The 21,746-nt window shown below is 42.2% G+C and carries 16 protein-coding genes and 2 pseudogenes; 12 read left to right on the top strand and 6 right to left on the bottom strand.

Annotation, left to right across the window (positions count from 1 at the left end; translation table 11 throughout):
- The 3 genes and pseudogenes from HMPREF0501_RS09185 to HMPREF0501_RS08850 form a co-directional block, all read left to right on the top strand.
- Nucleotides 1-86: pseudogene (locus HMPREF0501_RS09185) on the top strand (VOC family protein); the annotation flags it as partial.
- Nucleotides 87-222: 136 nt separating this feature from the next.
- Nucleotides 223-828 (top strand): hypothetical protein, encoded by a 606-nt coding sequence (locus HMPREF0501_RS07445; RefSeq protein WP_006917390.1) that lies wholly within the window; start codon nt 223-225, stop codon nt 826-828.
- Nucleotides 829-958: 130 nt separating this feature from the next.
- Nucleotides 959-1,198: pseudogene (locus HMPREF0501_RS08850) on the top strand (transketolase); the annotation flags it as partial.
- Nucleotides 1,199-1,563: 365 nt separating this feature from the next.
- Here the strand turns inward: HMPREF0501_RS08850 and HMPREF0501_RS07440 are convergent.
- On the bottom strand, nt 1,564-2,235 hold the full coding sequence (locus HMPREF0501_RS07440; protein ID WP_006917387.1) for a hypothetical protein: 672 nt from the start codon (nt 2,233-2,235) through the stop codon (nt 1,564-1,566).
- Between the two features lie 124 nt (nt 2,236-2,359).
- Here HMPREF0501_RS07440 and HMPREF0501_RS07435 point away from each other — a divergent pair, with 124 nt between their 5' ends.
- Both HMPREF0501_RS07435 and pepF read left to right on the top strand, forming a co-directional pair.
- Nucleotides 2,360-3,649: a dicarboxylate/amino acid:cation symporter gene (locus tag HMPREF0501_RS07435; protein ID WP_006917386.1), complete on the top strand. Its 1,290-nt coding sequence runs from the start codon at nt 2,360-2,362 to the stop codon at nt 3,647-3,649.
- Nucleotides 3,649-5,466, top strand: a complete 1,818-nt coding sequence (pepF, locus tag HMPREF0501_RS07430; RefSeq protein ID WP_006917383.1) for an oligoendopeptidase F — start codon at nt 3,649-3,651, stop codon at nt 5,464-5,466. Before HMPREF0501_RS07435 ends, pepF begins: the two co-directional genes overlap by 1 nt.
- A 50-nt stretch (nt 5,467-5,516) precedes the next feature.
- On the opposite strand, the gene HMPREF0501_RS07425 is transcribed toward pepF, so the two are convergent.
- Nucleotides 5,517-5,960 carry an Lrp/AsnC family transcriptional regulator gene (locus tag HMPREF0501_RS07425; RefSeq protein ID WP_006917382.1) on the bottom strand — a complete coding sequence of 148 codons (444 nt, stop codon included), beginning with the start codon at nt 5,958-5,960 and terminating at the stop codon, nt 5,517-5,519.
- A gap of 204 nt (nt 5,961-6,164) precedes the next feature.
- Here HMPREF0501_RS07425 and HMPREF0501_RS07420 point away from each other — a divergent pair, with 204 nt between their 5' ends.
- Nucleotides 6,165-6,641: a universal stress protein gene (locus HMPREF0501_RS07420; RefSeq protein WP_006917380.1), complete on the top strand. Its 477-nt coding sequence runs from the start codon at nt 6,165-6,167 to the stop codon at nt 6,639-6,641.
- An 82-nt stretch (nt 6,642-6,723) separates the two neighbouring features.
- Here HMPREF0501_RS07420 and HMPREF0501_RS07415 read toward each other — a convergent pair whose 3' ends face one another.
- From HMPREF0501_RS07415 to HMPREF0501_RS07400, 4 genes are all read right to left on the bottom strand, one after another.
- Nucleotides 6,724-8,292, bottom strand: a complete 1,569-nt coding sequence (locus tag HMPREF0501_RS07415; protein ID WP_006917378.1) for a glycoside hydrolase family 30 protein — start codon at nt 8,290-8,292, stop codon at nt 6,724-6,726.
- Nucleotides 8,293-8,358: 66 nt separating this feature from the next.
- Entirely contained in the window at nt 8,359-9,030 is a 672-nt protein-coding gene (locus HMPREF0501_RS07410; protein ID WP_006917377.1) for a GntR family transcriptional regulator, read from the bottom strand.
- 49 nt (nt 9,031-9,079) lie between these two features.
- Entirely contained in the window at nt 9,080-10,435 is a 1,356-nt protein-coding gene (locus HMPREF0501_RS07405; RefSeq protein ID WP_006917375.1) for an MATE family efflux transporter, read from the bottom strand.
- Between the two features lie 82 nt (nt 10,436-10,517).
- A complete protein-coding gene (locus HMPREF0501_RS07400; RefSeq protein ID WP_006917373.1) occupies nt 10,518-11,948 on the bottom strand; it encodes an MFS transporter in 1,431 nt (476 codons plus the stop codon).
- Between the two features lie 449 nt (nt 11,949-12,397).
- Here HMPREF0501_RS07400 and HMPREF0501_RS07395 point away from each other — a divergent pair, with 449 nt between their 5' ends.
- From HMPREF0501_RS07395 to uidA, 6 genes are all read left to right on the top strand, one after another.
- Entirely contained in the window at nt 12,398-14,905 is a 2,508-nt protein-coding gene (locus HMPREF0501_RS07395) for a TIM-barrel domain-containing protein (RefSeq protein WP_006917371.1), read from the top strand.
- 15 nt (nt 14,906-14,920) lie between these two features.
- A complete protein-coding gene (gene uxaC / locus HMPREF0501_RS07390) occupies nt 14,921-16,360 on the top strand; it encodes a glucuronate isomerase (protein WP_006917370.1) in 1,440 nt (479 codons plus the stop codon).
- 44 nt (nt 16,361-16,404) lie between these two features.
- Nucleotides 16,405-17,289, top strand: a complete 885-nt coding sequence (locus HMPREF0501_RS07385) for an aldose 1-epimerase family protein (protein WP_006917369.1) — start codon at nt 16,405-16,407, stop codon at nt 17,287-17,289.
- Nucleotides 17,290-17,359: 70 nt separating this feature from the next.
- A complete protein-coding gene (locus HMPREF0501_RS07380) occupies nt 17,360-18,577 on the top strand; it encodes a glycoside hydrolase family 28 protein (RefSeq protein WP_040456179.1) in 1,218 nt (405 codons plus the stop codon).
- Between the two features lie 12 nt (nt 18,578-18,589).
- Nucleotides 18,590-19,918, top strand: a complete 1,329-nt coding sequence (locus HMPREF0501_RS07375) for an enolase C-terminal domain-like protein (RefSeq protein ID WP_006917367.1) — start codon at nt 18,590-18,592, stop codon at nt 19,916-19,918.
- Between the two features lie 18 nt (nt 19,919-19,936).
- Nucleotides 19,937-21,715, top strand: coding sequence for a beta-glucuronidase (gene uidA / locus HMPREF0501_RS07370; RefSeq protein ID WP_040456176.1), 1,779 nt, complete (start codon nt 19,937-19,939; stop codon nt 21,713-21,715).
- Nucleotides 21,716-21,746 lie beyond the last annotated feature (31 nt).

Below are 21,746 nucleotides of genomic sequence, written 5' to 3'. Positions count from 1 at the left end.
TAAACGTAGCGTTCTGGAATAAGGGAATTAAGTTCTTCAACATCGAAGGACCAAATGCAGAAACCATTGAATTCTGTGAAATAATACTATTCTTTAATTTGCGGTTATCAGTGGGTGGCCTTTTTTATTTGTCCGCAAAACGAATAAATTGACGAGTGGTATTTAGTACTTTTAAAATAAAGGTGATAAAAAGGTAGACGATTATTGAAGGGGGTTATCCACATGAACAAAAAATTAATTACGCTTACTATGGCTGTAACAATTACGACGGTTGGTGAACCATTGGTGGCTAATGCAGTGCCACTAACAACTATTACCGCCAAGGCATCACAACAAAGGGATAAAGTAATTAGTGCGAAAAAGGTTCGAGTTGGTGACCAATTAAAACCCGGTTACTATCGGATTACTGTTCCGAAAGGAGAAGCAACTATCGAGGGGGATAAAATGAAGGTAACCATTGGCGCAAGAAAGTCAAGCAATCACGTTACGTCATATACGATGGAACTGAAAAAGGGGGACAAGCTCACAATTAATAAAAAAATGAAAGTACGATTTCAGCCAATTGATCATATGACTCGAGCAGGCCAGACGGATTTGACAGCTGGTGTTTGGGAAGTTGGTACTGATCTAGAACCTGGTAATTATCGGATCGCTAAAACGTCAAATACCAACTCTGGAATGGTACAGGTTGAAGATGAAGCTAATGGTCAAATTGAAAATATTCCTGGGAATCAAGGCAGTAGTGTAGTAAACCAAGAAGTTAAATTAAAGAAGGGTCAGCAGTTTCGAACTAATTTTGACCAATTACGATTAGTTAAAGCAGAATAATTGTATCAAACGGTTAGTGAAATGGTGTGGCCTTGTGGTCTTGTACGCAGCATCGATGGATATACCTTGTATGAAAAGGGATGAGATTTAATCCAGAAGACGACCCATAACGGATGAATTGAGATCGGTTGTACTTTCGTCTGGACATGCTTCGGCGCTTCTGTATAGTGTGCTGTACTTCAACCACTTTGGATTAACCATCCAGGACTTAAAGGATTTTCGGTAACTAGGTTCACTAACCCGGGGTCATCCGGAATATGGAGTGAATCCGGGGGTTGATGCTACTACTGGTCCGCTATCGCAAGGGATTAGAATGGCGTTCGATTTAGAGGTTCACTTGGCGATGGCTGACCGGGAACGACTAGCTAAAGTGGGCTATTAGGCACTGGTCGTGTCGATGCCATGAAAGAACAACCACAAGGTTATCATGACAGGGTTCTACCAACAGAGGTAACTAAGCGGGTTTCAATTGAAATGGGACTCATTCAAAGCTGGTATGATTTTGTCGACCTCGATGGTTAAGTCTACGGAATTGGAACATTTGGTGCTAGTGGTAATAATACGGAAGTCATAAAACATTTCGGCTTTAGCGTCAATCAAATTTTAGACAAACTCGATTTAACGCCTGTGAAGGCATAATGATAATTGAATAGTGAAAGAAGTCTTGGTAATTTTCTGACTGGCAAAGGAAAACGCCTCGTTTGAAGAAGTTCAAACGGGACGTTTTTTTGTGGTTTAATTTTTGAATTCGAGGTGATGATGGAGAATCGGGAGAAAGTGGCGATCGGCCCACCCAATCAGGTAACCCTGCGTTAGGATGTTATAAATGGTTCCAAAACCAAATGAGTACCAGTGACCCTTAATCACGAATACTAATACGACAACGATCAGTGGTGGAACGTTGCTCATCCACTGAGAATAAACAGGGGAGCCATGCATGAACCGGAAGCGAAGAATATATGGAAGGTCATCATTGGGGTGCATGATAATGTTGGCCCGTTGGTAGAGCGAAACGGCCGCAGCCACCCCGAACAGTCCACCGATGTCGAGTAAGATTCGCCACCCAAGTGCGAGCTGTGGCACGCTCATTTTAACGAACATCGTTTCGAATCCCGCCAACAGGTAGCTAAATGGGGTAATAAACAAAAGATTACGTACGAGGCGGAACCAGTCGAAGTGTCCCAGTAAGGCCAGGTTAGTGAAGGCGACCACGACGCCTTCTAAAAACAGGATATTGCCCAGTGAGATCTGCGTCCAGTGACTAAGACTAACCGCGGAGGCCGTCCAAATGGCGCTCCCCATCTGTGTGGAAACCGTCAAGGCATTAAAAAATGAATTAATAATGATTGAAATGGCCAAAAAGACAATGCGCCCGTTAATACTATTCGCCGCTTTTCGAGAAATCATACTATCCTCCTAAATTTAAATGTTAACAGCCATCATACTATAATTTTGTAGGCGGGTGAACCCGTGTCAATTACAAAACTATGATAAAATTAAAGCTTAGAAATTATGATCGGAGGGGTAGTTAATGAAGCACTACCGAATTAGCCGCCTGAGTCTTGGTTGGCAGATTTTTATTGGTTTGATTGCCGGGATTATTTGTGGGGTGATTTTCTATAAGAATCAGTCCGCAATTGTGGTCATGCAGAGTTTAGGAACGATTTTCCTACGCTTGATTCAGATGATCGTGATGCCAATTGTGATTTCGTGTCTAACAGTTGGGATTGCCAACATTGGTGATTTTCATAAACTAGGTCGGATTGGTGGAAAAACCATCATCTATTTTGAAGTTTTAACGACGATCGCGATCATCGTGGGTCTGATCGTTGCCAATCTGGCACACCCGGGCTCATTTATTGATATCAAGAGCTTGCACGCTACTGATATTTCTAAATATATGGCAACAGCGAAGGCGGCGAAGGGACATACCGGATTTTGGGATCAAATTTTAGCAATTATCCCGACCAACATTTTTAAATCCATCAGTGATGGTGATATGATGCCGGTGATCTTTTTTAGCGTTTTCTTTGGGCTTGGCTTAGCTGCGATTGGTGAGCAGGGCAAGATTGTTGTGCAATTCTTAAACAGTGTTTCCGAAGTGATGTTCAAGGTGACAAATTGGGTCATGAAGTATGCACCAATTGGTGTCTTCGGTTTGATCGGTATGACGATTGCCGAAATGGGGCTCAAGGCCTTGCTGCCATTAGGATACTTTGTGCTGTTAGCGTACCTCACCATGATTTTCTTCTGTGTTGTGGTACTGGGAATTGTCGCCAAGATGTTTCATTTACATTATTGGAAAACGATGCGGGCAATTTGGGAAGAAATCGTTCTGGCCTTCTCAACTGCCAGTTCTGAAGTAACCTTACCCCGACTAATTGAAAAGTCGCAGAAAATGGGGGTGGAAAAGGGAATTGCTTCCTTTGTCATTCCAACGGGATATACTTTTAACCTCGATGGATCGGCCATTTATCAATCCCTGGCGGCGATCTTCTTAGCCCAAGCATATGGTATCCATTTAACGTGGGAGCACCAATTTACCTTATTGATTGTTTTGATGATTACTTCTAAGGGGATGGCTGGGGTTCCTGGCGCCTCCTTCGTGGTCTTACTAGCCAGTGTGTCGACAATCGGGGTTCCCGTTGCTGGGTTAACCTTTATTGCTGGCATCGATCGGTTCGTTGATATGGGCCGGACGGTTGTGAACGTAGTCGGAAACTCAATTGCCACTTTGGTAATTGGTGAGTCGGAACATGAACTAGATCGTGAACAATATATTGAATACTTAGATTCGTTTGATAAAAAGAAGGCATCATAATGAGTGAAAAACAACAGTTACCAAGTCGTGAAGAAGTGCCTACGGCGCTTAAGTGGGATTTGACATTACTTTATCCAAATGATGACGCAATGCAAGAACAATTACAAGCGACGGTAAAGAAGGCCAATGAATTGCATCAGTTGGCCGGTAAGTTGGCCGCCGATGATGGGCAAACATTACTTCAGGCACTTCAAGCAGCCAAAGTAATTAATGAGGAATTGGAACGGGAATATGTTTATGCTTTTCTCCGTCGTGATAGTGATACGACGGATGCAGCGGCAACCGAGTTGTACGGGAAGGCGGCAACGGCAGCGACTGAAATTGAGACTGTCCTTTCTTTCATGGATCCTGAAATCGTTAGTCTTGACCAACATCTGTTAGATCACTGGCTGGTAGAGGTTGCCGGGTTAGATGAATTTAAATATGCATTGGAACAGGTCCGGCTGCAAAAAGGGCACGTTTTGACCGTTAGCGAAGAACAGCTGCTGAGTCAGCTGAGTCGGTCGTTGGATAGCGCAGAGACGATTTATAATACGCTGAACGATGCTGATCTGCACTTTGGAACGATCAAAAATGAGCAGGGAAATGAAGTAGAACTGACCCATGGAAACCGAAGCCAATTCACTGAGTCGCTAGATCGGAATGTGCGGAAGGCAGCCGTATTAGCTTACCAAAAGCCATATCATGAATTACGGAATACGTTTGCTGCCACGTTGAATAGCTTTATCGATAGTCGCAATTCGATTGCTGAACTACGCCATTACAAGAGTGCTCGACAAGCAGCACTATCGGTTAACCAAATCGATGAGCGGGTTTACGATACGTTGGTCAAGACTGTAAATCAACACTTGGATTTGGCACACCGGTGGTACGGGATTAAGAAGCGCGCTTTGCATTTAGACCCTTTCTATCAATATGATATTGGGGTCCCGTTAGCGGGGAAGGATCGCTTGCGGACAACTTTTGAGCAAGGGAAACAATTAGTCTTGGATGCGATGAAAGTGATGGGGCCAGACTATCGCAAAGGATTGCAGGAAGAGTTTGATCACCGGTGGATTGATGCTGCAGAAAACCGTGGGAAACGTTCCGGTGGTTATCAAGTAGGTGTTTATCAAGCAAATCCATTTATCCTGTTGAATTGGACGGATAAGTTATATAGTACCTTCGTGTTGGCGCACGAATCGGGACACGCGATGCATAGCTGGTTTAGTCAGCACGCGCAGCCTTCTGAGTATGCGGATGCACCAATCTTTTTAGCTGAAGTGGCATCGACCTTTAATGAAAATATCCTGACGGAGTATTTATTACAAAAGTATCAGGATGATCGGCAGTTGCAGATTTTCATTTTAGAGCAATCAATCAATGGCTTCATTGGCTCAATCTATCGACAAACACAATTTGCGGAGTTTGAAAATACCGCTTACCGTGAACAACAAAGCGGACGGACGCTAACGGCGGATTATTTGGACCGGATGAACCGGAAACTGGTTGAGAAATATTATGGACCAACCGTCAAGCTGGTTGGCACGGATACCCAATCATGGGCGTACGTGCCACACTTCTATATGAATTACTATGTCTACCAGTATGCAACGTCTTGGGCGATCGCAACTGCATTGTCTGAGCGGGTTTGGACAAAGCAGGATGGGGCATTAGACCGCTACCTAGCCTTTTTAAAGGCGGGTGGTTCGGCGGATCCAGTTACGATTTTACGTCGGGCTGGTGTCAACGTGACAAATGGTCAGTACCTTGAAGATGCTTTGCATGTTCTGAAGAAACGACTGGATCAAATTGAACAATTATTAGATCTTGAATAAAAAATAACCGCTAGTCATCACTGCCGTTGCAGATGATTAGCGGTTATATATTAATGATCGTTTAGTTTAACGCCACGATGGTCGACACTGGTAGAAAAGACAATCTGAGTGCTCGTTTTTCCGAAGCGTCTTTGAATTTCATTAATAAAGTCATCCAGGTCCTTTGTAGATGGAAAGATTACTTCCATAACTTCGGAATAATCACCGGTGATGCAGTTACATTCGATGACGTTAGGGATGGATTGAACAAAGGGATAGAACTCACTTTTTTGGTTAGGTTCTAGTTGGACCATGATAAAGGCTTTAACGTGGAAATTCAGTTTTTCCCGATTAATACTGGTGTGATAACCAGTAATGATCCCAGCTTCCTCCATTTTGGTGATTCGAGCTGCAATGGCAGGTGATGAAATGAAGCACGCCTTGGACATTTCCTTTAGTGAGACCCGGGCATTCGCTTGCAGCATGTTCAGAATTTTCTTGTCAATTTGATCCATTAAGTCAACCTCACAGTTACTAATAATCGATAGTAGTTTTAACTTAAGATAATTAAGTTGCTAGTTGTTTTTGATTGTATGATACTTCTACGATAAAGTCAATTTGGTCCGGACAATCGAACGGCAAAGCCGGGAATAGTGCATTGAAAAGCTTCAAATGTGGTAAAATAGTAATGATAGTTGATTGATTGGAGGCTGTTGATTATGGATCAAGAATACGAAAACATTTTGGTACCAGTGGACGGTTCTAAGCAAGCGGAAGCGGCACTTGCCAAAGCGGTTATTTCTGCTAAGCGAAACGGTGCCCACATTGACGTGCTCAATGTAGTGGATACTCGGGCGATGGCATATAACTTTGCTGGCATGTCAGACGGCAGCATTGCTTACCAATTGGTAGATAAGGCTACGGATTACTTAAAGGACTTACTTAAAAAAGTTAAGCAGGATGATGATTTTGACAATATCGATATCCACATTCGGCTTGGTAACCCAAAGACGGTCATTGCGTTTGATTTTCCTAAGGATCATAAGAACGACCTGCTGGTAATGGGTGCCAGTGGGATGTCACGTTTGCAACGGGCCATGGTTGGTTCAGTTACGTCGTTCGTTAAACGAAACGCACCATGTGATGTGTTGGTTATTCGGACAGGCGTTGATAATAAGCAATTAGATATTAAATAATTGTCAAGTTCAAAAGGGACCCTCACGTTATTGTGAGGGTCCCTTTTTTGTGGGTTTAATTATACGTAATCACAGCATTTTATTAAACTAAATCGTTCTTTTTAGCATTAATTCCCTTACCAGGAGCTTTATCATCGGAAAGGCCCAGCTTAGTAGGGTTCAATTCAAATTCTTCATCAGGACGGGGTGCACTTTCGTTCATCGTGCCATTTGACTTATGAACGGTCACGGTTCCCCAAGCTGGCACCATCACATTTTGCCACTTGGTTGAATGGCCATTAATGTACAGACTGGCCGGAAGTTCTTTACCAGTTGGGTTATAAAGTTGGACGGCGATTGAACCATCATCACTGAGGAAAGCAGTTGATGAAATACCGCCAGTATAGCCATCTGGAGAGTAGCTAGATGAACCAATCCGTACTGCGCCAGCGGGAATATCCTGCGATAAATTACGGAGCATGTAGTATTCAAGGTTCCGTTGCACTTTACCCGTTTTATGGTCAATGGTAACAACACCACGTCGGCCAGTGGAACCAGCGGCATTTGGTAATCCTCGTTCATCTAGAGCTAAATTCCAAAGGGTAATGAAGTTTAAGCCATTCCGTACTAACCAGTTACCGATTAAGCCAAACATGATGTGTGAAGCATCTTCAATGGTGTCAGAGTACAGGCAACGCCGTTCAGTCATCGCTAACTTCCAGTTCGGGTATTCGCGACTAACTTTAAAGAGACTGGTGTATGGTCCGTCGTACGTGTGGAAGGCAAACCCATCAAATGCGCTTGCTTCTTGTGGTGTGATGTATGCGGATAATGGCTTGTCGAGAACATTTAATGAACCGTCCCAGTAGTAGAGCTTTACGTCAGGGTGAGTTTCATCTAAGAGTGGCCGTAGGTATTTATAACCGAATTCGGCTAATTGTTTAAATGTCCAGATCATTGCTGGCCACTTAGCAGCATTGGAAGGCTCGTTTTGAATGGTTAATCCATAAATTGGAATGCCATAGCTAGCATATGCGTCAATATATTTAACGAAGTAGTTAGCGTAAACGGCTTCGAAATGATCCTTATGAGCAAAACCGTTACCGGTATATTCGCCAAAACGCAGGTGACCACCTTGACTGAGGTGACCAGTATTCTTTAACCAAGCTGGACCGGACCATGGTGAACTGATGATTTTAATTGCTGGGTTGATTTTTACGATTTCTTGAAGGACCGGCACAATGTATTTCAGGTCTTTAGTGGCATCTGCTGCACCTGGTGTTCCTGTACCAATTGAAAAGTGTTCTAAATCATGGTCATGTTCGCCAAATGGCACATCGTCATATGAGTAGTATTCATCTTGGCTTTGGAAGTCACAAGAGGCCATCGGCACACGAATCATTGAAAAAGCCCCTTGCTCTGGATCAAATAATTCATGAAGTAGTTGGCTCCGTTGTTCTTTGCTTTGGTTCCAAATTAACTTGGCGGTGGAGTCAGTAATCGCTGCTCCGGCACCTAACCAATCTTGAAACTTTTGTACAGGGTCAACGACAATCTTGGCTGATCCGTCAGCGGGTTGGTCAGTATAATCCGGTGCATCAAATGGCGTCCGTTTTTGTGAAAGGTCTCCGGCTGTAGCAGTCCAGAATTCATTTTTAAATTCGTTTGACATAGTAATCTCCTTCTATAAAATAAAGCGATTACAATAAAATCAAAAATAATAGTGGTATCACCCTCTTTAATTGTCTTCAATACCAAAGTAGGCGGGAAATTGTTGCGTAACTAAGTCTTTTTCTTCAAGCATCAAGTGCAGGTGAGCGTGAATTAAGTAGTCTAGATTATCAACGTTTTGCTCTTGAACTGCCTTGAGGATTTTTTGGTGTTGCTCGACTAACTTACGCCAATTTAGGTTGGCGGCTTTTAACCGAAGTCGGCGGAAACGGTTTAGTTGGGTGTTATTTAATTGAAGCCAATTCCAAACATCATTTTTATTAGCGATTTTGTAGAATTCGTGGTGAAAGTCTTGATCAAGATCAAAAAAGTGATCAGGTTCTTCTGCTTGGGCGGCTTCACGTTGATGTTGCATGTTTACTAATAAATGCATTAACCCTTCCTGGGTAAGCTTAGTCATGGCTTCAAGCATGATTTTCGGTTCGATGCATTCACGAACAAACCGGCCGTTCTTAGCGGAGGCCATGTTAATAATGGTAACGTAGGTTCCGCTTTGCGGAATTACCTCGATGAGGCCTTCACGTTCAATTCTAATTAATGCTTCACGGACGGGGGTTCTTCCCAAATTAAGTGATTCTGAAATCATTTTTTCAGAAACTTTTTGACCAGGTAAATAGTGGAAGTGAATGATTTTATATTTAATTTGGTCATAGGCATTTCTGCGAATATTTGTATCCATACTTGTAGCTTCCTTCAAATTTCATCAAATTATATCTTACAATTTTAACTTAGTTGACCTCCCTTGTAAAAGAAACGGCAATTTTCTTGAGTTGTCGATAAACCATCCAACAACAATAGCCACCAGCTAGGCCCCAAGCAACCGGGTTGATGAAACAAACGGCAATAAAACTATTGAGAACGATCGCAATCAGACTAACTATTGAACGGCCGATTAATTCACCAACACCTGACCAAATTGCTAAAAGACTAAACCCTAATCCTTGAAGTGTATAACGGTAAATCATTAATGTGCCGTGTAAGAAAAGTGTTAAGCTCATCAATCGTAAATAGAGGCTTGATAAATGAATTAATTCAGGGTGATGTCCAATCACTAATTCTGATAGTGGATCCGCAAAGAGCATGATGATAATTAGACAGATGCCATAGTAAATAATTTGGATCTTCATCCCATCTTTAATTCCTTGGCGGATACGAGACATACTGTGTGCCCCAAAGTTTTGTCCAATAAATGTGGCCATTCCCATGCCTATACTTTCAATGGGGAGGGTAAACATTTGCCGAATCTTTTCACCCGCGGTTTGAGAAACGACGTAGACAGTGCCTAAACTATTAATGGCAAATTGCATGATAATGGCACCAATTGCGGAGATGGAATATTCGATTCCCATTGGAAAGGCAATATAAGCAAGCCGATAGGTATGACGAGCAGAAAATTTTAACTGAGGATGCCGAAAATCAATGATTATTGAAGTCTTTACTAACCAGATGATATTCATTAAACCACTGATTGCTTGGGCAATGATTGTGGCGACCGCGGCACCAATTACTCCCCAGTGGAATATGCCAATTAAAACAACATCAATAATGATATTTAATAAACTGGCAAGGACTAATGTATAAAATGGGGTCCTAGAATCGCCTAGTGAACGAAGAACACTTGCGGAAAAGTTGTATAAGACGGTCACCCAAATGAAAACGAATTGGGGACGAATAAAAATAACGGCATCATGAAGTAATGGTTGCGGTGTTCGCATCGCAATTAGCAGTGGCTCTGTATAGTAAGTCATTAAAACGCAAAAGAAAATACTAATAGCGATACTTAAGTAGAGCCCATTCCAGAAGAAACGTTGGACATCACGACCGTGATTAGCACCAAGACTTTGTGAGATGGGAATTCCTAATCCAACACAGAAACTTTGCATAAAACCAATAATGAGAAAGTTTAATGAATAGGTGGCACCAACTGAACCAAGTGCGTTGGCACTAATGAAGTGACCAACGATGATGGAATCAACGAAGCTATACAGTTTCTGAAAAAGTGTTCCAAAAATTAAAGGAGTTGAAAACTGTAAAATTCGTTGAAGGGGTTTACCAGTTGTGAGATCTAAACGATTATTTTCCATTATTAGGTCCTTTCAAAAAAACGGCTGGGCGATAATATCCCAGCCGTTAATAATTTAATCATCAAGTAGGTTGCTTTGAACCTTACTTAGCCGATTCACTTGTGCTTTCAGCATTTGCGGAGTGCCGTTCAGCAAGGATCTTACCATTTTCATGAACTTTATCCCGGGTAAGTGGGTAAACGAAGAATAGAAGAAGGATTGCTAGTAAGGAACAAACAACAGGAACTAAGGTTGCAACATTGTACAATCCATTGATGGTCCGCATCGTTTGATCAGCACCACCAGAAGTAGAAGACTTGTAGCCGATGTAGCTCAAGATAAATCCACCGAAACCACCACCAATGGCTTGGGCAACTTTACGAGCAAATGAGTTCACACCGTAAACGATCCCATCTTCACGGTCACCAGTCCGCACTTCGATGTTATCGATAACATCGGTAATGAAGGCCCAGACTTGCAGGTTAAAGACGGCAAAACCAAGTGAACCAACAAAGATAAAGCCTAAGTAAACGTAAGCATTATTAGTCCGAATGATGAACAGTGCTAAGTAAACAAAGAAACTAACAATTAAACCAACAATTGAAGAGTTCCGCCGACCAAACCGGGTCGCAATGTAGTGACTGAATGGTGACAGTAAGATAACAGTGGCGGTGTTAACAACTAAGGCTAATCCCATGACCGCAGTGTTTTTAAAGTAATCGTTGTAAACGTAGGTAATCATGGTACCGGCTAAGTTTTGGTTAACAACCAGAACAAGGTCAGTCAAAACTAAACCAAGTAATGCCCGGTCTTCAAGCATGGACTTCATAATCCGTGAAAGAGCAAGCTTTTCAGATTTGTGGGTTTGAACACGTTCAGTAGTCATGTGGATTGTTAATTCATAGCAAATCCAACCAAGAATGGCACAAACAATTACAACTTGGAAGAACCGAATTCCAGAAATCTTCTTCGTTGCACCAATGTAAATGAACAGAGGGATAACGTAAGAAGTAATTGAACCACCTAAGGCAGAACCAATTGAACGCCAAGTTGAAAGTGAAGTCTTGTCGTCAGGGTTGTTACTGATGGCAGAAGCAAGGGAACCATAAGGAATGTTAACTGTTGAGTAAAGAACACCCCAAGCGATATAAGTAACCCAAACCCAGGCCATCTTACCAACCATGGACCAATCCTTAACTACTGGTACAAAGAGCAGTACTAAGGCGATTAGCAATGGGTATTGCATCCGTTGCATCCATGGAATAAACCGGCCACGTTTATGAAGCTTACTATTATCAACTAACCGTCCAACTACGACGTCGGAAATCGCATCAACGATCCGCGCAAGTAGGAAGACAATCGCGGTTTGTGATCCAGATAGACCATAAACGTTGGTATAGAAGATCATTAAGAATGAGTTAACAACGTTAAATGAGAAGTTGTTACCGATATCACCGAACATATACCCGATCTTATCGCGCCAATCGAAAGGATGGGCTTTGATGGTAACGGTACGTTGACCATTATTATCCATAATTAAATTGAACCTCCAAAAAAGAAACAAGAGAAATAGAACATCAAGGTTTTATAGAAAGTCTGAAAATAATTGCAAATTATATTACTAGCAAAACTGACATATCAGATTGCGAGATATTCTATAATTCCTTTCGACACCTTGAACTTTAACACAAAAAGATAGCGCTTTCAACGTAAAATCAAAAAAATAATTTTAATTTTACCCGTCAAACATTCATAAAACGTGGGTATTAAATAGTAGAAATAAGTTCTGATTATTGAACATATGTGGGCAATCGTGCTTGACATATAATTGATGAAAGCGTATTCTTCAACTGAAGCTATCGGTTAACTATATGCCAATCACTAATTTATATCAGCTCAAAATCTGGTGTATTAGTTTTACTTTGAACAATCTCGGCATGTGGTTCTTGAGGGCTTTAACTTTCATTATTTAGGGGGCTAAAAATGAAAAATAGTACAAAGTTGCTTTCGGTAGATAATCATAATGATTATTTGGAGCTTAAAACAGATGGCGCTAATTTTAGAATTTATTTACTTGATGAAAACATAATTCGAATTCGCGCGACTTTTGATGATGAATTTAGTCCTGAAGAATCATATGCATTGGTTAAAACGGCCTGGCCAGACCGGACCGATGAATTTATGAAGGATGAACGGACCCGGGTTGAACCAATTAAGATTGACTTACAAAAAGCTGATGATGGTCATTACACGGTGACGAATGGTAAATATACCCTTCATATTTATGATGATCCATTTTACTTAGAAATTGTTGACCAGAACGGTCACGTTGTTCACAAAGATTTACCTAAACGACCTTACGTTGAAGATGACAATGGTCGCCGGATTCATTACTCACAAATGGGTGATCATGAGAAGTTTTATGGCTTCGGTGAAAAATCCGGTGTTTTAAATAAGTACAAGCGCCGGATGCGGATGCATAATACCGACTCACTTGGTTGGGATGCTAAGCGTTCAGATCCACTTTACAAGATGATTCCGTTCTACATTGACTTTAATACTGATGATAATATCGCTAGCGGAATGTTTTATAATAATTCAAATGATTCGGTCTTTGATATGGACTGTGAGCACAGTAATTACTGGCTGCGTTACAGCTATTTTGAGACTGACGGTGGCGAATTAGATGCCTTCTTCATTGGTGGACCGACGATCAAGGATGTTGTCGAACACTACACGGACCTCACCGGGAAGAGTGCAATGATGCCAATGTCATCACTGGGCTATATGGGATCAACAATGTTTTACTCAGAACTTGAAGAAGGCGATGATAAAGCGATCCTTGATTTCGTCGACACTTGTAAGAAGAATCAGATCCCTTGTGATGGTTTCTTCCTTTCTTCCGGATACGTGGTGGACGAAGAAACCCAAAAGCGGTTCTTCTTCCGGTGGAACAAGCGTCGGTTCCCAAATCCTCAAGAATTTGTTGATGATTTGAAAGATCGTGGTGCGTTATTGGCACCAAACGTCAAACCAGGAATTTTGGAAAAGCATCCTGATAATGAAGATTTGTCGAATCGTGATGCCTTTATTAAAGATCATGATGGGCAAGATGATCAGGTCAACCAATACTGGGGCGGACCGGCAAACTTTATCGACTTTACTAACCCGGCTGGTCGGAAAGCTTGGACGTACTACCTAACTAAGTCGTTACTTAAGTATGGTATTACATCAATCTGGAATGATAACAACGAATACGAAACGGTTGATGGTAGTGCACAAATCAATATGGAAGGACACAAAGATCGTAAGATGGATGATGTCCGACCATTGATGTCAACGATTATGGCAAAGGTCGCCCAAAATGCGGTTCATGAATATGACGCTAACGCACGTCCATACGTTATTAACCGAGCTGGCTTTGCAGGCATTCAGCGGTATGCGCAAACATGGGCTGGTGACAATAACACTAGCTGGGACAGTTTGAAATACAACATTCCAACGATCCTTGGAATGGGACTATCTGGAGTTGCCAACCAAGGATGTGACATTGGAGGGTTCTTTGGACCATTGCCGGAGCCGGAACTATTAGTTCGGTGGGTCCAAAACGGAATTTTCCAACCCCGGTTCTCGATCCATTCCGCAAACACTGATAATACGGTCACTGAACCATACATGTATCCAAACTATACGAAGTACATCGCACAGGCAATTCAGCTGAGATACCAACTCGTACCTTACTTCTACTCACTCCTTTACGAAGCCCATACGACGGGAGCACCAATTATGCGGCCACTGGTATATGAATTCCAAGATGATCCGAACGTCAGCGAAGAGAGTTTTGAATTTATGCTCGGGCATTCCTTATTGGTAGCTAACGTTGTTGACAAGGGGCAAACGGAAAAGCAAGTTTACTTACCGCAAGGTTCACATTGGATTGATTTGCATACGAATCAACGATATGCAGGTGGGCAAACAATCACGATTCCAGTTGATATGGGGTCAATTCCAATGTTTATGCGTAGTGGAGCGGTTATTCCACGCGCCCTCGGTTTAACAAATATCCATCAACAAACAATTAAGAATCTAGATGTCCTGATTGAACCAACACAAGATGCAGACTTTACGCTGTATGAAGATGATGGTGAAACAATGGCATACCAAAAGGGTGCCCAGCTCTTAACACACATTACCGCTCAAGCACAACAAGATGGTGTTAAGATTGCGTTCCAACGGCAGGGTAATTACCAAACTAAGGTTGAGGTGATGAATCTATCGGTTTACTGTCCGCAAATGGCACCAATTAATGTGACCGTTGATGGTGTACAGCTGCACCGTTTCTTAAAGAAGGATGATTATGAGTCAGCGGATGAAGGCTGGTGGTTTGATGGTGAAACCCGTCAAGCTAAGGTTCATTACCGGAACCCACAAAATGCGGATTACAACGTTGACTTAGAATTTACGATGAAAGATTTGATTTCGATTCAATAAAATGGAGGCAATATCATGGGATTAATTGATGACAACTTTTTATTAACAAATGATTGGGCGAAGAAGCTTTTTAATGACAGCAAAGATATGCCAATTATTGACTACCACTGTCATTTAAGCCCACAAGAAATGTATGAAAACAAGAACTACAAGAACTTAGCGCGGGTTTGGATTAACGAAGGTAATGCCGGTGACCACTATAAGTGGCGTTTAATGCGGGCCAATGGTGTTCCAGAAAGCCTAATTACTGGTGACGGTGATGACTTTGAAAAGGTGAAGGCTTACTGCAAGACGATGGAAAAGGCAGTTGGTAATGCACTCTATGAATGGTCCGCACTTGAACTTCGTCGCTACTTTGGCATTACTGACACGATTAATGAAAAGAATGCTAAGGACATTTGGGACAAGGCTAATGAACAATTAGCCAAGCCTGAATTCCGTCCACGGCAATTATTGCAACGGATGAATGTTAAGGTGGTCTGCACCACTGACGATCCAGCTTCAGATTTGAAGTACCACAAGCTCTTGAAGAAGGAAGAAAAGGATAACGGCTTTAAAGTTCTGCCAGCAATGCGTCCTGATAAAGCCTTCAATATCAAGGATAATGGCTATGGTGACTACATTAAGGAACTTGGCGATGTTGCAGGTGTTAATATTAGCAGCTTTGCTGATTTGGCCAAAGCCTTTGACCAACGGTATGAATACTTTAGCTCATTAGGTGGTAAGTTGTCTGACCATGGAATCAATACCTTCCACTTTGTACCAGCTTCAGCTAGTGAAGTTGATGCTGTCTTCCAAAAGGGGCTCAACAATGACGCATTAACTGACCACGAAGTTGATATTTACTTAACTGCGTTAATTCAAGAATTAATGCGGCTCAACAAGAAGTATGACTGGACCATGCAGTTCCACGGCAATGTTGTACGGAATGCAAACTCCAAGCTCTTTGCCAAGATTGGTGCTGACTGTGGTGGTGACTCCATGGGGACCCAAGCCGATTTCGCTCAAGAAATCATGAAGCTTCTTGAAAACATGCAAGAAGAAGACAACATTCCAAAGCTGATCCTTTACTCCCTGAATCCAAACGATTGGATGCAATTAGCTTCTGGAATGGGTGACTTCTATGGCAATGGTGTTGATGCGGACGCTACTAAGCAAAAGCTTCAATTAGGTTGTGCATGGTGGTTTAACGACACCCGTCGTGGGATGGATTTGCAATTACACATGATGGCTGAAAACAGTTTACTGGGTAACTTTGTCGGCATGTTGACTGACTCCCGGAGCTTCCTTTCATACTCCCGTCATGAATACTTCCGGCGGGTATTATGCAACTACCTTGGTGGCCTGATCGAAAACGGTGAAGCCCCAGCTGACGAAGAATTTATGGGCCAAATGGCTAAGGACATTGCTTACAATAACGCCCATGACTACTTCCAATTCGGTGACATTCAATAATTGATTTGATTCCTCCTCAACAATCAAAGAAAGCGGATTTTAAAATGCAAGTAATTGAAAATGATAAATTTAAAGCGGCAATTGATGAGCATGGTGCTCAGTTAACGCACTTGTACAACAAGGATGACGACTTTGACTACATTTGGAATAATGATCCAGTTTGGCCAAAGCATTGTCCAGTCCTGTTTCCAGCAATTGGTCGTTCGGAAAAGGACAAGTATTTCTATGATGGTCAAGAATACGAAATGCCTCAACATGGCTTTGCAGCCGATCAAGACTTTAAAGTTGAAACCAATGATGGGACGAAGTTAGTGCTCAGTCTGACTGATAATGAGCAGACGCGGAAATATTACCCATTTAGTTTCAAACTTACTATTACTTGGACTTTGACGGATGCCGGCTTAACGTTCCACTTTGACGTTCAAAATACTGGCGATAAGACAATGAGTTTTGCCTTAGGTTCACACCCGGCCTTCAATATTCCAATTAACGGCGAAGGTGAGTTTGATGATTATCAATTAGACTTTGAACCAGCAGGACTTGATTTAAAGCAATATGAAATTGTAAAGACGCCTAATCCATACCGTGATGGGAAGGTAATTAAGTTAGCTGCGGCTAATGGCAGTCATATTGATTTGAATCATGATATGTATGAAGATGGCCTCATTATCATTGAAAATGATGGCATTACTGGGGTCACGCTTAGTTCACCAAAGACGAAGCACTCAATTCATTTAAACTTGGATGATTTCCGTTACTTCTGTACGTGGACAAAAGAAGGTGCCAATGCACCATTTGTATGTCTCGAACCATTTGCTGGTCTGCCAGATATTGCAGGTCATGAAGTTGATATTATGGATAAGGAAGGGAACCTTAAATTGGCAGCTGGCGAAACGAAACCATTCGAATACACGATTACTTTGATGTAAAGTGAACGTCAATAATGGAGAGTAGTGCTAGTCCTACCCTCCATTTTTGTTTAGAAGAGTGGAGGAAAACATGAAGGTTAACGTTTTAGAAGGAAATCGCGATCTCACATCGACTGCCAATGCCACCGTAGCACTGCAATCGGCAATCGATCGTTGTAATCAGCATGGTGGTGGGCAAGTGATTATTCCGGAAGGTCGCTATATAATTGATAGTTTGATTTTGAAGAGTAATGTCGATCTACATTTGGAAAGCGGTGCCGAGTTAATCGGGAGTGGTGATGAAGAACGTTATCAACACCGTCCGGGACCATTTGAACTTATAAAAAACGAGACGCCGATCAGTGGCCTAATTTATGCGGATGGTCAAGAAAACATCGCCATTACGGGTAGTGGAACGATTGATGGTAATTATGAGAAATTTATCTTACCTAATCAGCAAGATGAGGTTCATCTAAAGTTCTACAAGTATCCACGGCCAATGATGGTCTATTTCGAGAACTGTCGGAATGTGTTGATTCAAGGGGTAACTTTACAAAACTCACCGTTTTGGACGGTTCATTTAGTCGGTGATTTAAACACTGAAATCAGTCATTTGACGATTAATAACGAAGTCCGGATGCCAAACACAGATGGGATTGACGTGGACCGGAGCAAGAATACTTACATTCATGATTGTCAAATTCACACTGGTGATGATGCGATTTGTCCAAAATGTACTGAAGAAACCAGTGAGTATGGCGATTGTGAAAACCTAACTGTAACGAACTGTCACATCGTTACGCAAAGCTCTGCCGTTAAATTTGGCAGTTCTAGTTTCGGTAATTTTAATAATTGTATCTTTCGCCACCTAACTGTGCGTGATACCAATCGGGGATTGGCGTTTCAATTGCGCGATCCCGGTAGTGCCCGCAACATCATTTTTGAAGATATTGATATTGCAACTAAGCACTATAGTAAAGAATGGTGGGGATCCGGAGAACCCATTTATATCACGATATTGCCGCGGGATACTAACACTCAGCTTGCGGATGCGGAAATTAGTCATGTGGTTTTCAGAAATGTAAAATGTTGTGCTGAGAATGGAATTTTATTAGCTGGCTATCGCGACGGTGCGATTAAAGACGTCTGCTTTGATCACGTTACGCTGGATTTGCAACGACCGTTGGGCCAGGAAGTCGAGTATGACCTCCGTCCAGATGATCATAATGGCAAAATTAAGCGGCCGCTTAAGGCAATTAATGATCTTTCGCATAGTCAATATTCCGTAAATGATTGTGATTTTGATTAGGAGGTGATGTGAATGACAGTTCCAGTTATTCAAAAGATGGATGTCTACCCGGTCGCTGGTTACGATAGCATGCTGCTTAATTTAAGTGGAGCCCACGGGCCATTCTTTACCCGTAACGTGGTCATTATGCACGCTTCCAACGGTGACGTTGGTGTGAGTGAGGTTCCGGGTGGAAAAAAGATTACTCAAGTTCTTGAAGCTAGTCGGTCATTAGTTGTGGGGACTCCCATCGGCGACTATAAGCGGGTATTGCAAGGAATCAAACATCAATACGGAAATTTAGATCAAGGTGGGCGTGGCAACCAAACTTTTGATTTACGAACGACGATCCATGCCCAAACCGCTGTAGAAACAGCTTTTCTTGATTTACTTGGTAAATATTTACATGAACCAGTTGCAGCTTTACTGGGTGATGGTCAACAACGGGAAGACGTACCGGTATTAGGTTATTTATTTTTTATTGGTGATCGTCAGCAAACCGACTTGCCGTACATTGGCGATGATCATGAACATGGTGAATGGGGGGAAGTACGACGAGAACCGGCTTTAACACCTGAACAAATTGTTCGCAAAGCACAAGCGGCTTATGATCGGTATGGCTTCACCACCTTTAAACTAAAGGGTGGGGTCCTGAGCGGCGAAAAAGAAGTTCAGGTTATGAAGGCACTTCACCGAGCGTTCCCCAAGGCAAAGCTAGATATTGATCCTAATGGTGCTTGGTCATTGAACGAAGCGTTACGCTATGCGAGTGAGATGAAAGGACTATTAAATTACATCGAAGATCCTTGCGGAGCAGAAAACGGTTTTTCTGGGCGCGAAGTTCTTGCTGAATTTCAACGACGGACTCATATTCCAACGGCAACGAATATGGTAGATACAGATTGGCGGCAGATGGCTAGTTCATTGATTTTAAATGCAGTTTCAATTCCATTAGCTGATCCGCACTTTTGGACAATGCAGGGTTCCGTTGAAGTTGCGAAAGTTTGCCACGCGTTTGGTCTCAATTGGGGGATTCATTCCAATAACCATTTCGATATTTCACTAGCAATGGCTGCGAATGCTGCAGCGGCTGCTCCTGGACACATCAATGCGATTGATACGCATTGGATTTGGCAGGATGGTCAGGAATTAACAAAGCACCCGTACGAGATCCATGATGGACAGATTCATGTTGATTCTCGGAACGAAGGATTAGGAATTGAAGTTAATATGGACGCAATTACGGCAGCCCATCAACTATATCTTGAACATAATTTAGGTAATCGGGATGATGCGAAAGCAATGCAGTATCTAATTCCGCATTGGCAGTATGATCCAAAGAAACCAGCACTTGTTAGATAAAGAATGGAGGAAAATACAATGTTATATCCAGAACAAACAGCAACGCGTACGGTCGAAGATTTATCCGGAATGTGGGAATTCAAGGCGGAAACGTCCAAGGTTGACCCCCAAATACCGTTAACTGATACGGTGTGGATGTCGGTTCCGGCTTCATTTAATGATCAAACGATGGATAAGCAACTGCGGAACCATTTGGGCTACTTTTGGTATGAAACGACCTTTAATGTTCCACAAGATCAGCTAAAAAAGCGGAATGTATTGCGGTTTGGCGCCGTTAGTCAAAGCTGTGAAGTATATGTCAACGGTGAACAAGTTACTACCCACGTGGGTGGCTTTACCCCGTTTGAAGTCGATGTTACCCATTATCTACGTGCTGGCGCGAATGATTTAAAGGTTCGGGTATCGAACTTACTTGACAATACAACAATTCCAACGGCGGATCTCAAGAAGAATGATGATGGTAGTTATAAACTTAATACACGGTTTGACTTTTACAACTACTGTGGAATTCACCGGCGGGTAAAACTCTATACGACGAACAAGACTCATATTGAGCATATTGAGGTTAATTATGATACGGAAGGCGCAAAGACGACTGTCCACCCCGTAATTAACGTCAGTGGTAATTATGATCATGCTGATGTATCAATCGTTGATGAAGATCGTCAGGTTGTTGCGAAGGGCTCATCATTAACTGGTTCACTAGAAATTAGTCATACCCATCGGTGGAAACCGCTTCACGCTTACTTATATGAACTGGTTATTAATCTTTATAACCAAAACGATGAACTGTTGGATACTTATACTCAAGAATTTGGTGTCCGGACAATTGAAGTCAAAGATGATCATTTCTTGATTAATGGTGAACCATTCTACTTCAAGGGCTTTGGTCGTCATGAAGACTCATTAGCCCACGGTAAGGGTGAAAACATGCCATTAGTTAATATGGACTATCAAATTATGAAGTGGATGGGTGCTAACTCATTCCGGACTTCACACTATCCATACTCTGAAGAAGCGATGCGGCAAGCTGACCGTGAAGGGTTTGTGGTTATTGATGAATGTCCGGCAGTCGGAATTTATGAAACCTTCAACGTTTCATTAGGTGGTAATGGTGACTTCCCAAAGGGCAACACCTGGGATCACCTCGATACGATGGACAATCATAAACGTGCCCTACGTGAAATGATTGAACGAGACCATGATCACCCATCAGTAGTAATGTGGTCAGTTGCCAATGAACCGGCTAGCCATGAAAAGGGTGCGCATGAGTACTTCAAAGAAATAATTGATTACACGAGAAAGCTTGACCCGCAGAAGCGGCCAATCACGATGGTTAATATTATGATGGCCAATGTCGATAAAGATCTCGTTGGGGATTTGTTGGATGTCATTTGTCTTAACCGGTATTATGGATGGTATGTCAACTTTGATGATCTGGAAGGGGCTAAACATGATCTGGAAACTGAATTAGTAAAGTGGCATGAGAAGTTCCCTGAAAAACCAGTCATGTTTACAGAATTTGGTGCAGATACTGTCGCTGGACTGCACTCACTGCTCCATGCACCATATTCTGAAGAATATCAAATTGATTACTACAAGGCGAACTTTGCGATCTTTGATAAGCTAGACTTCGTTCAAGGTGAACAATTGTGGAACTTTGCCGACTTTACGACTGATTCTGGAATGATCAGAATTGGCGCTGAAAACATGAAGGGTGTCTTTACCCGTGATCGTCGGCCAAAGGGGATCGTTGGTTATCTTCGTGATCGTTGGTTAAACCTTAAGAAAGATTAACCTATTGGATATCAAAAAACCGTTAGTGGAT

It is taken from the genome of Limosilactobacillus coleohominis 101-4-CHN, from assembly GCF_000161935.1.
GTDB lineage: Bacteria > Bacillota > Bacilli > Lactobacillales > Lactobacillaceae > Limosilactobacillus > Limosilactobacillus coleohominis_A.
The sequence above is the reverse complement of the archived record's forward strand: the minus strand, read 5'-3'. Positions and strand labels throughout refer to the sequence as shown.

What these genes read in the sequence shown, in the direction of transcription:
- HMPREF0501_RS07445 (WP_006917390.1), top strand. Translation starts at nt 223, where the DNA reads ATGAACAAAAAATTAATTACGCTTACTATGGCTGTAACAATTACGACG.
- HMPREF0501_RS07440 (WP_006917387.1), bottom strand. Translation starts at nt 2,235, where the DNA reads ATGATTTCTCGAAAAGCGGCGAATAGTATTAACGGGCGCATTGTCTTT.
- HMPREF0501_RS07435 (WP_006917386.1), top strand. Translation starts at nt 2,360, where the DNA reads ATGAAGCACTACCGAATTAGCCGCCTGAGTCTTGGTTGGCAGATTTTT.
- pepF (WP_006917383.1), top strand. Translation starts at nt 3,649, where the DNA reads ATGAGTGAAAAACAACAGTTACCAAGTCGTGAAGAAGTGCCTACGGCG.
- HMPREF0501_RS07425 (WP_006917382.1), bottom strand. Translation starts at nt 5,960, where the DNA reads ATGGATCAAATTGACAAGAAAATTCTGAACATGCTGCAAGCGAATGCC.
- HMPREF0501_RS07420 (WP_006917380.1), top strand. Translation starts at nt 6,165, where the DNA reads ATGGATCAAGAATACGAAAACATTTTGGTACCAGTGGACGGTTCTAAG.
- HMPREF0501_RS07415 (WP_006917378.1), bottom strand. Translation starts at nt 8,292, where the DNA reads ATGTCAAACGAATTTAAAAATGAATTCTGGACTGCTACAGCCGGAGAC.
- HMPREF0501_RS07410 (WP_006917377.1), bottom strand. Translation starts at nt 9,030, where the DNA reads ATGGATACAAATATTCGCAGAAATGCCTATGACCAAATTAAATATAAA.
- HMPREF0501_RS07405 (WP_006917375.1), bottom strand. Translation starts at nt 10,435, where the DNA reads ATGGAAAATAATCGTTTAGATCTCACAACTGGTAAACCCCTTCAACGA.
- HMPREF0501_RS07400 (WP_006917373.1), bottom strand. Translation starts at nt 11,948, where the DNA reads ATGGATAATAATGGTCAACGTACCGTTACCATCAAAGCCCATCCTTTC.
- HMPREF0501_RS07395 (WP_006917371.1), top strand. Translation starts at nt 12,398, where the DNA reads ATGAAAAATAGTACAAAGTTGCTTTCGGTAGATAATCATAATGATTAT.
- uxaC (WP_006917370.1), top strand. Translation starts at nt 14,921, where the DNA reads ATGGGATTAATTGATGACAACTTTTTATTAACAAATGATTGGGCGAAG.
- HMPREF0501_RS07385 (WP_006917369.1), top strand. Translation starts at nt 16,405, where the DNA reads ATGCAAGTAATTGAAAATGATAAATTTAAAGCGGCAATTGATGAGCAT.
- HMPREF0501_RS07380 (WP_040456179.1), top strand. Translation starts at nt 17,360, where the DNA reads ATGAAGGTTAACGTTTTAGAAGGAAATCGCGATCTCACATCGACTGCC.
- HMPREF0501_RS07375 (WP_006917367.1), top strand. Translation starts at nt 18,590, where the DNA reads ATGACAGTTCCAGTTATTCAAAAGATGGATGTCTACCCGGTCGCTGGT.
- uidA (WP_040456176.1), top strand. Translation starts at nt 19,937, where the DNA reads ATGTTATATCCAGAACAAACAGCAACGCGTACGGTCGAAGATTTATCC.